This window comes from Arthrobacter sp. 260, from assembly GCF_013116745.1.
Lineage (GTDB): Bacteria > Actinomycetota > Actinomycetes > Actinomycetales > Micrococcaceae > Arthrobacter_D.
Genome location: NZ_JABFOE010000007.1, coordinates 108,941 through 122,524 on the forward strand (window position 1 = coordinate 108,941; position 13,584 = coordinate 122,524).

The 13,584-nt window shown below is 66.3% G+C and carries 14 protein-coding genes; 7 read left to right on the top strand and 7 right to left on the bottom strand.

What is annotated here, in order from left to right:
• Window positions 1-7: 7 nt before the first annotated feature.
• From HMI57_RS09800 to HMI57_RS09810, 3 genes are read right to left on the bottom strand one after another with little or no spacing between them, the layout of a single operon-like run.
• Complete coding sequence (locus HMI57_RS09800) at window positions 8-895, bottom strand: 1,4-dihydroxy-2-naphthoate polyprenyltransferase (RefSeq protein WP_171585801.1); 888 nt, start codon at window positions 893-895, stop codon at window positions 8-10.
• Between the two features lie 30 nt (window positions 896-925).
• A complete protein-coding gene (locus HMI57_RS09805; RefSeq protein WP_171585803.1) occupies window positions 926-2,059 on the bottom strand; it encodes an AMP-binding protein in 1,134 nt (377 codons plus the stop codon).
• A 6-nt stretch (window positions 2,060-2,065) separates the two neighbouring features.
• Window positions 2,066-3,016: a 1,4-dihydroxy-2-naphthoyl-CoA synthase gene (locus HMI57_RS09810; protein ID WP_171585805.1), complete on the bottom strand. Its 951-nt coding sequence runs from the start codon at window positions 3,014-3,016 to the stop codon at window positions 2,066-2,068.
• Window positions 3,017-3,175: 159 nt separating this feature from the next.
• On the opposite strand from HMI57_RS09810, the gene HMI57_RS09815 reads away from it, so the two are divergent.
• The gene (locus tag HMI57_RS09815; protein ID WP_171585807.1) at window positions 3,176-3,601 is read left to right on the top strand and encodes a hypothetical protein; all 426 of its coding nucleotides are present in this window, start codon (window positions 3,176-3,178) and stop codon (window positions 3,599-3,601) included.
• A 1-nt stretch (window position 3,602) separates the two neighbouring features.
• On the opposite strand, the gene HMI57_RS09820 is transcribed toward HMI57_RS09815, so the two are convergent.
• Entirely contained in the window at window positions 3,603-4,040 is a 438-nt protein-coding gene (locus HMI57_RS09820) for a VOC family protein (RefSeq protein ID WP_171585809.1), read from the bottom strand.
• Window positions 4,041-4,151: 111 nt separating this feature from the next.
• Here HMI57_RS09820 and HMI57_RS09825 point away from each other — a divergent pair, with 111 nt between their 5' ends.
• A complete protein-coding gene (locus tag HMI57_RS09825) occupies window positions 4,152-4,979 on the top strand; it encodes an alpha/beta hydrolase (protein ID WP_171585811.1) in 828 nt (275 codons plus the stop codon).
• Between the two features lie 28 nt (window positions 4,980-5,007).
• Here HMI57_RS09825 and HMI57_RS09830 read toward each other — a convergent pair whose 3' ends face one another.
• Window positions 5,008-5,580, bottom strand: coding sequence for an SRPBCC family protein (locus tag HMI57_RS09830; protein ID WP_171585813.1), 573 nt, complete (start codon window positions 5,578-5,580; stop codon window positions 5,008-5,010).
• Between the two features lie 207 nt (window positions 5,581-5,787).
• On the opposite strand from HMI57_RS09830, the gene HMI57_RS09835 reads away from it, so the two are divergent.
• The 4 genes from HMI57_RS09835 (at window position 5,788) to HMI57_RS09850 (ending at window position 10,389) form a co-directional block, all read left to right on the top strand.
• Entirely contained in the window at window positions 5,788-7,413 is a 1,626-nt protein-coding gene (locus tag HMI57_RS09835; protein ID WP_171585815.1) for an ATP-binding cassette domain-containing protein, read from the top strand.
• A 164-nt stretch (window positions 7,414-7,577) separates the two neighbouring features.
• The gene (locus tag HMI57_RS09840) at window positions 7,578-8,786 is read left to right on the top strand and encodes a thiolase family protein (protein WP_171585816.1); all 1,209 of its coding nucleotides are present in this window, start codon (window positions 7,578-7,580) and stop codon (window positions 8,784-8,786) included.
• Window positions 8,786-9,529: an enoyl-CoA hydratase-related protein gene (locus HMI57_RS09845; protein WP_171585817.1), complete on the top strand. Its 744-nt coding sequence runs from the start codon at window positions 8,786-8,788 to the stop codon at window positions 9,527-9,529. Before HMI57_RS09840 ends, HMI57_RS09845 begins: the two co-directional genes overlap by 1 nt.
• On the top strand, window positions 9,526-10,389 hold the full coding sequence (locus HMI57_RS09850) for a 3-hydroxyacyl-CoA dehydrogenase family protein (protein WP_171585818.1): 864 nt from the start codon (window positions 9,526-9,528) through the stop codon (window positions 10,387-10,389). Before HMI57_RS09845 ends, HMI57_RS09850 begins: the two co-directional genes overlap by 4 nt.
• A gap of 6 nt (window positions 10,390-10,395) precedes the next feature.
• Here the strand turns inward: HMI57_RS09850 and HMI57_RS09855 are convergent, their stop codons facing one another.
• Together HMI57_RS09855 and HMI57_RS09860 are read right to left on the bottom strand one after the other, a co-directional pair.
• Window positions 10,396-11,310, bottom strand: coding sequence for a hypothetical protein (locus tag HMI57_RS09855; protein ID WP_171585819.1), 915 nt, complete (start codon window positions 11,308-11,310; stop codon window positions 10,396-10,398).
• Entirely contained in the window at window positions 11,307-12,221 is a 915-nt protein-coding gene (locus HMI57_RS09860) for a hypothetical protein (RefSeq protein ID WP_171585820.1), read from the bottom strand. The genes HMI57_RS09855 and HMI57_RS09860 overlap by 4 nt, the downstream gene beginning before the upstream one ends.
• Before the next feature lie 182 nt (window positions 12,222-12,403).
• Between HMI57_RS09860 and HMI57_RS09865 the strand changes: the two genes are divergently transcribed.
• Entirely contained in the window at window positions 12,404-13,528 is a 1,125-nt protein-coding gene (locus tag HMI57_RS09865; protein ID WP_228721035.1) for a class I SAM-dependent methyltransferase, read from the top strand.
• The last annotated feature ends 56 nt before the right edge of the window (window positions 13,529-13,584 follow it).

Genomic DNA, 13,584 nt, shown 5'->3' on the forward strand with positions numbered 1-13,584 from the left:
ACCGGCGTCAGGATCCCATGACAGTCGTCAGAATCAGGCCGGCACCGTAGAGGACACTGAATCCGAGGTTGATCAGACCGGTCTGCTTGAGCACTGGAATGAGGCTGCTGCGTTGCTCGCCCTTGAGCATTAGCCAGCTCGGCATCAGGCAGGCCGGGACGAGCAGCAGCACCAGCAGCACCCACGGGTAGTCGGAGACCAGGAACAGGGGCAGCAGCAGTGCGACGGCGAGCATCATCACGTAGGTGATCCGAGCGGCGGTGTCACCGAGTCGGACGGCCAGGGTGATTTTCCCCGCCTCACGGTCGGTCGGGATGTCCCGGACGTTGTTCGCCATCAGGAGCGCCATCGCAATGATGCCGGTGCTGACTGCGCCGATCCAGGCCGCAGCGCTCAGCTGCCCGGCCTGCGTGTAAGTGGTGCCCAGCGTCGCGACCAGTCCGAAGAAGACGAACACAAAAACATCGCCCAGGCCCAGATATCCGTACGGGTTCCTGCCACCGGTGTAGCCCCAGGCGGCCGCGATACAGCCCACTCCCACGAGTAGCAGGAACCAGGCCTGGGACAGCAGAACCAACCCGGCGCCCGCGACCATCGCCAGTGCAAAGCACGCGAAGGCCGCCCGTTTCACTTGTTCCGGCCGGGCAGCACCGGATCCTGTCAGGCGCAGCGGGCCGACGCGGTCCGCGTCGGTGCCCCTGACGCCGTCGGAGTAGTCGTTGGCGTAATTGACGCCGATCTGCAGCAGGATGGCGACGAGCGCCGCCAGGGCAGCGTTGACGGGTTTGAAGGCACCAAGGTCGAACGCGGCGGCACAACCCACGATCACCGGCGCGATAGCCATCGGGAGGGTTCGTGGGCGGGCGCCCTCAAGCCATTGTGCGGCAGTAGCCACGATGTTGTCCTTTGCGTTGGAAGGGGAGGTCTAGGCGCCGGCGCGTTCGAGCAGGGCCTGTACGGCGAGCCGGTCGGGTTTGCCGTTGGGCAATACCGGCAGCGAAGCGAGGGTGAGGATGGTGCGCGGTGCGGCGTGGGGGCCGAGGGCAGCCTTCGCGTGCTGGCGCACCTCGTCGGGGCTCACCTGGCCGACGACGGCGGCCGCCACCTCCGAGCCCCACTCGGCGCTTCCAATACCCAATACCAGAGCCGTCTCCACGCCGGCCATCGACTCGATGGCGGAGGCGACAGCCGTGGCCGACACCTTGACGCCCCCAGTGACGATCACGTCGTCGATCCGGCCCGAGACCGACAGTTTCCCATTGCTGAACTCACCAATGTCATCGGTCCTGAACCAGCGGCGGCCCGAGTTGAACCTGAACCGGTCGGCGCTGAGTTCGGCCTGGCCCAGGTAACCGTCCGCCAGGACGGGACCACTGATCCACAACCGGCCGTCCTCGTTGATCAGGTCGACCCCGTCCAGCGGGACGCCGTCGTAGACGCAGCCGCCGCAGGTCTCGCTCATCCCGTAGGTGAGCACCAGCTTCAGCCCTTGCCGGTGTGCCTCCTCACGGAGGGCCGCCGATGCTGGGGCGCCGCCCAGAAGAATCGCGTTGAACCGGCGTAACGCCTGGAGTGTTTCCGGACGGGGATCCTGGAGCAGCCGGTGCAGTTGCGTGGGTACCAGGGAGGTGAAGCGGACCTTGTCGGTGAGTTCGCCGGCGGCCGCGGTGAACGCGTCGGCGCTGAACGGCGCTGCCAGATCCATGGCCCAGGGGCGGGTGCCGGCGTACAGCGACCGGACCAGGACCTGGAAACCCGCCACATAGTGCACGGGAAGAGTGAGAAGCCACTGGCCCTCTGCCTTTAGCGCCAGGGCCGTGCCCATCGCCGAGGCGGCCAGCGCGTCGACGCTGAGCATGGTTTGCTTGGGCGTCCCGGTGGAGCCCGAGGTGCTGAGGACGGCGGCTATCTCGTCGTTGGGCAGCTCACCATCGAAGGTCTGGCCCTGCTCCACATGCGGGGCAATGGCAGGGCCCTCCCCGGCGAGGGCGGCAGCCAGCGGAGTGAGGAGGGCATGGGGGTCGGATCCGGGCGGGGTATAAAGGGGGAGCAGTTCCATGGCGGCCTAGAAGTAGTAGGGGTAGGCGGACCAATCGGGTGCCCGTTTTTCCAGGAAGGCTTCCTTGCCTTCGACCGCCTCGTTGGTCATGTAGGCCATCCGCGTGGCTTCCCCGGCGAACACCTGCTGGCCGGCGAGGCCGTCGTCGGCCAGGTTAAAGGCGAACTTCAGCATCCTGATGGCCTGGGGGCTCTGCCGGGCGATGTCAGCGGCGTACTGCAGCGCAGTGGTCTCCAGCTCCGCGTGGTCCACCGCCTCGTTCACGGCGCCCATGGCGACCATTTCGTCGGCCGAGTATTCGCGGGCCAGGAAGAAGATCTCGCGGGCCTTCTTCTGGCCGATCTGGCGGGCCAGCAGGGCAGACCCGTAACCGGCGTCGAAACTGCCCACCGTGGCATCAGTTTGTTTGAACTTGCCGTGTTCGCGGGACGCGATCGTCAGGTCCGCCACCACGTGCAGGCTGTGCCCGCCGCCGGCGGCCCACCCGTTAACGACGGCGATGACGACCTTGGGCATAGTGCGCATCAGGCGCTGCACCTCCAGGATATGGAGCCGGCCCGCACGGGCAGGATCTACGCTCTCGCTGGTCTCGCCGTCGGCGTAGCGGTAGCCGTCGCGGCCACGGATCCGCTGGTCACCGCCGGAGCAGAAGGAATGACCGCCGTCCTTGGGTGACGGGCCATTGCCAGTGAGCAGGACAGTGGCGACGTCGGAGGTCATCCGGGCATGATCCATGGTCCGGTACAGCTCATCGACCGTCCCGGGACGAAACGCGTTGCGGACCTCGGGCCGGTTGAAGGCAATCCTGACGGTCGGGAGATCCCGTACCTGCCCCTCAGCGGTCCGCTCGACCTGCCGGTGGTAGGTGATGTCCTCCAGGTCCCCAAACCCGGAGACGAGTCGCCAGCGGGCAGGGTCGAAGAGGTCTGAAACCTGTGGGGGAAGGTCGATAGTCACCCATCGAGTGTAACTTCGCGGCGCGCCCTTGGCGTGATCAGGGCCGCCTGCTGCGATCCGCTGGGTAAGGAACCTAGAGTGCTGGCGGTTTTCTTCGGGGTTTGGTTAGCTGACGCCTGGGAGCTGGCCATCGGGGACAGCCGACATCAAGGGGGAGTCATGAAACTCATCAAGTACCTGGCCATCGGAGCTGCCTCAATCGCACTCGGGCTCGCTTCAGCGGTGCCGGCACTTGCTGCCCCCGACGAGATCGTGTTCGTTCCCTTTGATGAGGCGACCGTGATCGACCCGAACACTGTCACCTTCGTGACCGGGGGCCTGATCGACGCCACTGGAAACAATCTGTGCGCCGTCAACCCCGGTTCCATCGTGTTCCCGGATGGAACCTACCCGTGCTTCATTGATTTTGCGTCGCCCACGCCGGACCCCGCGCCGCAGGTAGGTCAGCTGCCGGTGGGTGGGGTCGACACCGGGGTGTCCACGCCGCCCCTCCTGCCACCGGAGACCGCCACGATCGCGGCCGTCTCCGCTGGCACCGTCAGCCTCGTAGCAGCGCTTGTGGTGTTGCCCAGGCGGGCCGAATAGGTCAGCCGATGCAGAACTCGTTGCCCTCGGGGTCGGCCATCGTGTACCAGACGTGGGGACCCTGATTCGCCTGGTACAGGAACCGTGCACCCCGTCCCTCAAGCTGGGACCGGAGCAGGTCCTTGTCATCGCCGTCGAGGTTGATGTCCAGATGGCAGCGGTTCTTGACGGTTTTCGGTTCGGGAACCGGCTGAAACAGCATGCGCAACCGGCCAGGGCTACCTTCCTCGCCGGGACGGCAGATCGCTGCGCCGTCCCGCCACACCCGCACCCCGTTGTGCACCACGAGGTCGTCAGGTTGGGCCAACCCCTTGGCCAGCACGTCGTCGATAAAGGCTTGGTCAGTGGGTTCCACCACCCAGCCGAGCGTTTCCGCCCACCAGTCCGCCTGCTGGTGGGTGTCTTTGCAGTCGAGGGAGATCTGAATGTTGTAGGTCATGCACCGACAGTAGGGAATCACCGCTGCGGCAAACCAGCCGATAGCGGACAGTAACGGTCCGCAGAGCAGGCCGCTCTTGACAGCAGTTTCCGGCTCGGACACGTTAGCCACATGACGTCGGCACCCGTGACACAGCTCCTTGCCCGGCCCGCGCAGGGCCGGATTGCCTACGATGTGCAGGGCTCAGGCCCCCTGCTGCTCCTCGTCCCGGGAATGGGGGATCTGCGCTCGACCTACCGTTTCATTACCCCCGCACTGGTGGCCGCCGGATACACAGTGGTCACCACCGATCTGCGGGGACATGGGGACAGCAACACCGCCTTCGAGAGCTACGGAGACAATGAGACGGCCAGTGACATTGAGGCGCTGATCCGTGAACGGGGTGTGCCCGCCACCATCGTGGGCAACTCGATGGCTGCGGGTGCAGCAGTTCTGGTCGCTGCCCAACATCCCGGGTTGGTGAGTCGGCTGGTGCTTATCGGCCCCTTTGTCCGGGAGGCTGCGATCAGCAGGGTCGGGAAGCGGTTCTTCCGTCTTCTGATGGCCCGTCCGTGGGCGGCAGCTGCCTGGAAGGCATATCTGCCCACGCTGTACGCGGGTAGGAAGCCGGTGGACTTTGCCGAGTATCGCCAACGGGTCATCGAGAGCCTGAAGCGGCCGGGCTACGCCCGAGCCTTCAGCCTGACTACACGCACCGATCATGTGGACGCCGGCAACAGCGTGGGTTCGGTCACCGCACCCACCCTCGTGGTGATGGGGGAGAAAGACCCCGACTTCAAGGACCCGAAGGCTGAGGCCGATTGGGTCTCACAAGCCCTGAACGGAGCTACCGTTATGGTTCCCGAAGCGGGGCACTATCCGCAGTCCCAGCAACCAGAGCTCACCGCCGCCGCGATCCTGCAGTTCCTTGATGCGCAGACAGGGGCCGGACAGCCCTAGGGAAGCACCGACGCGGTCCCCTGATATGTCACTGTTCGCCAGCAGGGCGGCTGTCGGGCGGCGTCAGGCTTCGATGGTCTCTTTCGGCGAGCCGCCGGAGTTCGCGGAGTTGCTTGCGCATCATCACCAGGTCTCCCCAGGCGAGGGCGCTCTGGCGAAGGCCATCCAGCGGACCGGTGGGCAGCGGCACCGACAGCCTCACGACCAGCCGTGAACTACTCTCGACGGGCTCCACCAGGTACTCGATAATCAGCCGGCCGAAGATGCGTTCCGCGCGGGCGGAGCTGAACCGGAGGGTGAACGACCGCGCCGGATCAACCGACACCACTGTGAAGATCCGCATGACTGTGTCCCCTGGGCGAAGGTCGATCAGCGCCGGATCGAGAACCTGCGGACTGCGATGGCCCCAGTTGTCGATCAGGTCGTAGCTATACGGGGCCCGGCGAAGCTGCGTTGTCCAGGCGAACACCAGATCGGGGGAGCTGGCAACGTCCACAGCGCGAACCCAGCACTGCCGCGAGGCGGCACCGCTGGCGAGGGCCCCTGACACACGCGCTGGGCTGGGGTCAATCCAGAGCCAGGGTAATGCGGAGGTGATCATCTCCCTATCGTCCCGGACTTCCGCTGATGCCGCGAGTACCGGACGACGGCGTCGTCAGGGACAACGAGTTGACTGGCCCACCGTGCCGGGGCACGCTAGGGGCATGTGGAACTAGCCGTGCACCCGCCCGTCCCGTGGTGCCAACCGTGCGCCATGACAATGACGCGCCGTCCCACCGCCACCCCTTCCACACTGCGAGGAACCCCCGTGAGCGAACACGTAGAGCTATCCGAGGTATCCCATGGCTACGGCGATCGCCTGCTGCTGGATCACGTCAACCTGAGCATCGGCCGCGGAGAGCGCGTCGCGGTGGTCGGTGAGAACGGTGCCGGGAAGTCCACTCTCCTGCGGCTCATCGCGGGGCTGGAGCCCCCCGACGGCGGGCAGGTCTCCGTGCACGGGGCGGTCGGGCACCTGCCGCAGACTCTGGACCATGCGCCGACCGACACGGTGCAGACAGTCATCGATACGGCGCTGGCCAGGATCCGCGCCATCGAGGCTGAGCTGCGGACCCGGGAGGCGGCACTGGCCGTCGCCGATTCCGGAGAGCTGGAGCGCTATGGCGCAGCCCGGTCCGCCTACGACCTCCATGATGGCTACGCCGTCGATTCACGTGTCGATGCTGCCCTCAGCCAGCTCCGGCTGGGGGGTCTGCAGCGGGACCGTACCCTCGACACGCTGTCCGGTGGGGAACAGGAACGGCTGGCGCTGGCTTGCCTGCTCGCGGTTCCCGCCGCCATCCTGCTGCTGGATGAACCGACCAACCATCTCGACGACGACGCCGTGGCCTGGCTGGAACGGGAACTCGCCGCCCATCGGGGCGCCGTCGTCGCGATTTCCCATGACCGTTCGTTCCTCCGGACTTTCGCCACGACAATCATCGAGGTCGACGGCGACCGGCGGGAGCTGCGCCGCTACGGCGACGGGTACAACGGGTATCTGCTGGCCAAGGCCGCCGAGCGGCGCCGCTGGGAACAGGAGTACCAGCAGTGGATGGACGCCAAGGAAACCGAACGGGCCAAGGCCGCAGCGGTCGAGGGCCGGATGGGTTACGGCAGGCGACGTGACCGGGACAAGATGGGCTACGACTTCAAGCAGGGAACGGTCCAGGAAGCCATCACCAGCCAGAAACGCAACGCTCTGGAACGCCTGCGCCGGCTCCAGGAACACCCGGTGGACCGGCCGCCGAAGCCACTGACGCTCTCGGCGCAGTTCGGAGGCCAGTCCCTCACAGGTACTGTGCTCGAACTGGACAATGCGGCAGTAGCAGACCGACTCGCCGTGGAGACCCTGGCTGTCGGGGCGGGGGATAACCTTTTGGTCACCGGACCCAACGGCGCGGGCAAAACCACGTTGCTCGATGTGATGGCCGGGGTGTGTCCCGTGGACCGGGGTACCCTCGTCCAGCGCGGACGACTGGGGTACCTTCCCCAGGAACTGCGTCCACCCCGGAAACCGTCGATGCGTCTGCTGCCGGCCTTCGCCTCGGGGCTCGTGGGGGATCTGGAGGAGCATGCGGATCGTCTGCTGAACCTTGGCCTGTTCCGCACAGCCGACCTCCTGGTCCCGGTGGGATCCTTGTCCGCCGGGCAATACCGGAGGCTCGCGCTGGCCCGCCTGCTGGTGGGACGCTGTGACGTCATCCTGTTCGATGAGCCGACGAACCATTTGGCGCCGGTCCTGGTGGGGGAACTTGAGGAGGCCCTGGCCGGCTACGGAGGGACCCTGGTGATCGCCAGCCACGACCGCGAGCTGCGCCGGTGGTTCTCGACTCTCCCGGCGGGGCGCGAGTTGCGGCTGGAGGCCGGGCAGGTGGTTGGGTCGCCCCGCTAGGCTCTGGTCGCTTAGGAAAGTGCAGCACCTGCAGGCGAGCGGTGCCGCATCAGCGCACGTGTAGGGGAGCCACTTTCCTGGGCACGTCTGTAATATAGAACGAACGGTCAGTAATTGAGCTGCCCGAAGGACTAACCTAATCGCTGATGATTCTGGAGGCAGGCATGGCCGAGGCATTTCTGGTCGGCGGGGTTCGCACCCCGGTAGGACGCTACGGCGGGGCCCTTTCAGGAGTCCGGCCTGACGACCTGGCGGCACTGGCGATCCGCGAAGCCGTAGCCCGCGCGGGAATCGACCCCGGGGAAATCGACGAGGTGATCCTCGGCAACGCCAACGGAGCCGGTGAGGAGAACCGCAACGTCGCTCGAATGGCGTCCCTGCTCGCCGGTTTGCCGGATACGGTTCCCGGCATCACCGTCAACCGGCTCTGCGCGTCTGGCCTGTCAGCGATCATCATGGCCTCCCACATGATCAAGTCCGGGGCGGCAGATATCGTCGTCGCGGGTGGCGTGGAATCCATGAGCCGTGCCCCCTGGGTGATGGAGAAGCCCGCCAAGGCCTTCGCCAAGCCGGGCGATGTCTTCGATACCTCCATCGGGTGGCGCTTCACCAACCCGATCTTCGCGGCGCAGGACAAGACCACCTACTCCATGCCGGAAACGGCCGAAGAGCTGGCCTCGGTCGACGGGATCACCCGCGACGAAGCCGATGCCTTCGCCCTGCGGTCCCACCAGCGCGCGCTCGCCGCCATCGAAGCGGGCCACTTCCGTGACGAGATCGTGCCGGTGCCGACCCGTGCGGGCAAACGCGAGATCACCGTCGACACCGACGAGGGGCCCCGCGCCGACACCACCCTGGACGTGCTCGCAGGCCTCCGCCCGGTCGTCAGGCGCGACGGCGTGGTGACAGCCGGTAACTCCAGCTCCCTGAACGACGGCGCCTCCGCCGTCGTCGTCGCTTCGGAAGCGGCAGTCAACCGGCTGGGACTCGCCGCCCGCGCCCGCATCCTTGATGGCGCATCGGCGGGCGTGCCGCCAGCGATCATGGGCATCGGCCCGGTCCCCGCCACCCAGAAGGTGCTCCAGCGCACCGGCCTGGGCATCGGTGACCTCAGCGCCGTCGAACTCAACGAAGCCTTCGCCACCCAGTCGATCGCCTGCATCCGCCGGCTGGGCCTCGACGAGGAGTTGGTAAACCGGGATGGCGGAGCGATTGCCCTCGGCCATCCCCTGGGCTCCTCCGGGTCCCGCCTCGCGATCACCCTGCTGGGTCGCCTTGAACGGGAGGCACGCGGCGAGGGCCGCGCGATCGGACTGGCCACCATGTGCGTCGGCGTGGGGCAGGGCACGGCAATGCTGCTGGAGCGCGTCTAGTGGACGGGTTCAGCACCCTCAAGGTGAGCGACGACGGCGACCGACTCACCGTCCAGCTACACCGGCCGGAGGTCCGCAACGCCATCGACCAGGTCATGGTCGATGAGCTCCATGAAGTCTGCGATCTCCTGGAGAAGCAGCCCCGCGTCCTGATCCTGGCCGGGAGCAACGGCGTGTTTGCGTCAGGGGCGGACATTGCCCAACTGCGCGAGCGACGCCGGGACGATGCCCTCGCCGGCATCAACTCCACCTTGTTCGCCCGGATCGCCCGGTTGCCCATGCCCGTGATCGCGGCCCTCGACGGGTACGCGCTTGGGGGAGGCGCCGAGCTCGCCTACGCAGCCGATTTCAGGATTGGTACGCCCAGCCTGAAGATTGGCAACCCTGAGACCGGCCTGGGTATCCTCGCCGCCGCCGGAGCCACCTGGCGGCTCCGTGAACTCGTCGGCGAGCCGCTTGCCAAGGAGATCCTGCTCGCGGGCCGGATCCTGGGAGCCGACGAAGCGCTCGGCGTCCGGCTCATCACCGAGATCCACGAGCCGGACGCCTTACTCCCTGCCGCGAACGCGCTCGCCGGCCGGATCGGACGACAGGATCCCCTGGCCGTCCGGATCACCAAGTCCGTATTCCATGCCCCGCCCGAAGCCCACCCGGTTATCGACCAGTTGGCCCAGGGAATATTGTTCGAATCCGAGGCGAAGTTCGACCGGATGCAGGCGTTCCTCGACAGGAAAAAGAAATGACCACATCGATTGAAATCCCTGAGACGGTCGGCGTCCTGGGCGGCGGTCGGATGGGGGCGGGCATCGCCCACGCGTTCTGCACCGCGGGCGCGACGGTAGTCGTCGTCGAACGCGACGGCGACGCCGCCGAAGCAGCCCTCCAACGCATCCTGGACGCGCTCGGCAAGAGCGTGCAGCGCGGGACAACCACTGAGTCCCTCGACAGTCTTTCGGCGCGGGTGTCCGTCTCCGTTGACTACGCCGCGTTCGAGGCCTGCGGGTTGGTAGTTGAGGCGGTTCCTGAGGACGCCGGACTGAAGGCAACGGCCCTGACGGCCGTGGAGGACCGGTTGGCTCCCACCGCGTGGCTGGCCACCAACACCTCGTCCCTGTCAGTCAGCGGACTGGCCGAGAAGCTGCAGCGCCCCGATCGCTTCTGCGGCCTGCACTTCTTCAACCCGGTGCCCGCCTCAACACTGATCGAGGTGGTCCTGGCTCGGCAGACATCGGACGAGCTGGCCGCCGCAGCCCGGGGCTGGGTGGAGCAACTCGGGAAAACCCCGGTGGTGGTCAACGACGCGCCGGGTTTTGCGAGCTCGCGGCTGGGTGTCGCGATTGCCCTGGAAGCGATGAGGATGGTCGAGGATGGAGTCGCCTCGGCCGAGGACATCGACACCGCGATGGTGTTGGGCTACAAACACCCGGTCGGTCCGCTGCGGACCACCGACCTCGTGGGGCTCGACGTGCGGCTCGGCATCGCCGAATACCTGGAGTCGACGCTGGGGGAGCGGTTCGCCCCGCCGCAGTTGCTCAGGGACAAGGTGGCCCGCGGAGAGCTGGGCCGAAAATCGGGCAAGGGCTTCTTCGACTGGACTGGGTAGGTCGGGTCAGTCGTTGAGCGTCTGAGTCTCGGGCGCCCGATACCTGGGGCTGGCAGCCGCTTCCAGCTGCCAGCGCCACGGGGTGCTGACCTTCGCGTTGGCAGCTGCCCTCCGGGAGATCCGCCGCTCACGCACCAGGCGCTGCACGGCGTTCCGCCACTTCTGCTCCAGTTCCAGCCGGTCCTGGGGGTGGTGGCGGAGCAAGGTTTCGAGGCGGTCAACGGCTTCCCGTTTAGCCCCGTGGATTGCCGCCCTGTAGTCGCCCTCCATCGTTTTCCGTCCCCTCGCCGGTGACCAATGCCGGGCCGAGGCGTACCCCTTGGCGGCAAGAGCAAGAAGCATCACCACAACCACCAGATTGGAAACCAGCCACGGGGTCCAGCCCGCTTCGGCAGCGTCATCACGGAAGGTGGAGAGGTATCCGCCGTACGCCAAACCGACGGCGATAAACGCCACCTGCAGGAGGCTGAACCCGGCCAGCTGACGGGTCAGGTCCTTGATCGGGGCCCGGGGGAGCAGCAGGGCGACGATAATGACCGCGACGGCGACATAACCAGAATTGGTGCTCCACGTCAGCATGCTTCCCAGGTCGCTGGTGCGGTTGAATCTGGTGGGCAGCAGAACGAAGGCGAAACTTGCCACAGCGAAGAACACCAGGCTGTGGACACTTGCCACAAGAAGGTCACGTCCAGTCCATCCGCCCCAGCCAGGCCGAAGGGGGGTAGCCGTGGCGACCCGCTCATAATCCCGGCGGGCATCCTGCGTTGCCGACAGCAGGTCCTGCCTGATCCGTTCGACGCCCGGCGCAGACACCGGATGCTGGTCCAGTGTCTGCTCCGCCAGGGTTCGCAGCCGATCAAGGTCCTGGTCGCTGCCAGCGAGGACATTCCTGGCCGGCGTTTTGGGATCGCGGTACTTCATCGCTGGCTCTCCTGCTCCTCCGGGACCTTGTAATCGGGCTCGGCGACGAGTTCGAGCTGCCAGCGCCATGCAGTGGTGCGGCTGGCGTGGGCGGCCGCGTTCTTGGAGATCTGCCTCTTGCGCGATGCTGTCTTCACAGCGCTCTGCCACTCATGGTCCACGGCTTTCTTTTCCTGGGGATTCCCGTTCATCAGGGTTTCGAGCCGGTCGATGGCTCCACGCTTGACGCCGTGGATTGCAGTGAAGTAGTCCCGGTCGACGTCCTGGGGTTCCAGCTCCACAGGCTCCTCACGGGACGCAGCGAAGCCCCTGGCGGTGAGCGCCAGGAGCAGCACTGCAGCCACCAGATTGGCGATCAGCCACGGCGTCCAGTTCGCCTCCGCAGCATCGGCATCAGTCCTCGACCGGTTGAGACCCACGGCGACGCCTACGGCGACGATCAACACCTCAGCTCCATAGAGCTGCCAGGACTGCCGTCGATAGGTTTTATCCCCTGGTGCCGGAAGCAGCAGGCCGAGGATCACTAAGACGATAGTGATGTAGGCACCGACTGTGCTGAACTGGACTAGGTAGGGTAGGTCCAGGTTAAAGCTTTGCCTTGGCGGCAGCAGGACAAAGCCTGCGAAGCCCGCCGCCAGAAAGGTAAGCGCCTGGATGATCACTGCGAAGATCGCTAGCCCGGACCAGCGTGTGGCTCTCCGGGGCGCGGGAGCCTCGACGTTCGACTGATCCACCACCTGGCGCGCGTCAGCCGTTTCAGCGAGCAGGTCCATCTTGATCTGCTCGACGCCGTCAGCTACCGCTGGGTGCTTGTCCAGGGCTTCCTGGGACATGGCCTGGATCCGGTACAGGTCACGTTCGCTGCCCGCCAGGACGTTTTTTGATTCAGTGGTGCGTGCGCGGTACTTCATGGTTGGCCTTTGGGGCTCGAGAGATGAAGGGGGAAAGCGGGCCATAACGAGACCCTTTGGTTTCCCACATGCTACAGCGAACGCCTTGCCAGCGAACGCAAGTTGGGCCATAGTGGCAATCCACTGACGGCTCAGGTTGAGGAGCCGTCACACCCGGTGAGGTGTTTTAAGGGAGGCACCCTTTGAGCGAGGCCAGCCAACAATCACAGGATCACGAGCACACCACTCCTACTGCAGAGACGATGGCCCAGCGTGTGCTCGATGCCTCCCTGGGCATGGTCGACGCGCTCGCCATCCATCTGGGCGACCGCCTGGGATGGTACCGGCAGTTGCGGGATGGTGGGCCCGCGACCGCCGCCGAGCTGGCCCAGCGATCCGGCACGAACGAGCGGTACACCCGGGAATGGTTGGAGCAGCAGGCAGTTACCGGGATCCTCGCCGTTGCGCCCGGGCCGGTGGACGGCGTCGACGCCGCGGCGCGCGAGCGGAAGTTCTCCATCCCCCCGGGTGCGGCGGAGGTGCTCACCGATGAGGGAAGTCTGAACTATCTTGCCCCGCTGGCCCGGATGTTTGCTGGGGCCGCAGTGCAACTCCCATCCCTGCTCCACGCCTATCGGACCGGAGGCGGTGTGGGGTGGTCAGACTTTGGTGCTGACGCCCGGGAGTCGCAGGCCGACATGAATCGCCCCTGGTTCGAGTCCGCCCTCCCCGGCGCGTTGGAGGGGATCGAGCACCTGGATGCGCAGTTACGTCGACCCGGCGCCCGGATAGCCGATGTGGGCGCCGGAGGGGGGTGGTCGAGCATCGCCCTGGCCCGCACCTATCCGAACGCGACGGTGGAGGGATTCGACGTCGACCCTGCGTCAGTGAAGCTGGCGACCGCCAATGCCGCGCACGCGGGTGTGCAGGACCGGGTCATCTTCTGGGAGGCGGACGCCAAGGTGATCCCCGCGGCGTCGTACGACGCCGTGTTCGCCTTCGAATGTATCCACGACCTTCCCCACCCGGTGGAAGTCCTCGCCGCGGCCCGGCAGGCCCTCGCCCCGCACGGAACGGTGATTGTCATGGACGAGGCCGTCGCAGACACCTTCACCGCACCGGGAGATGAACTGGAGCGGCTGATGTACGGGTTCAGCCTGCTTATCTGCCTGCCCGACGGCATGTCACACCCACTCAGCACCGCCACCGGGACGGTGATGCGCCCCGACGTCCTGCACGCGTATGCGGTGGCAGCCGGGTTCTCCGACATCAGGACGCTGCCGATCGAGAACTTCGGATTCTGGCGGTTCTACGAGCTGCTCCGTTAGACGGGTTCCACGCAACGCCCGGTCCCGATCAGCCCACAGTCTTGTCAGCGGTGCGG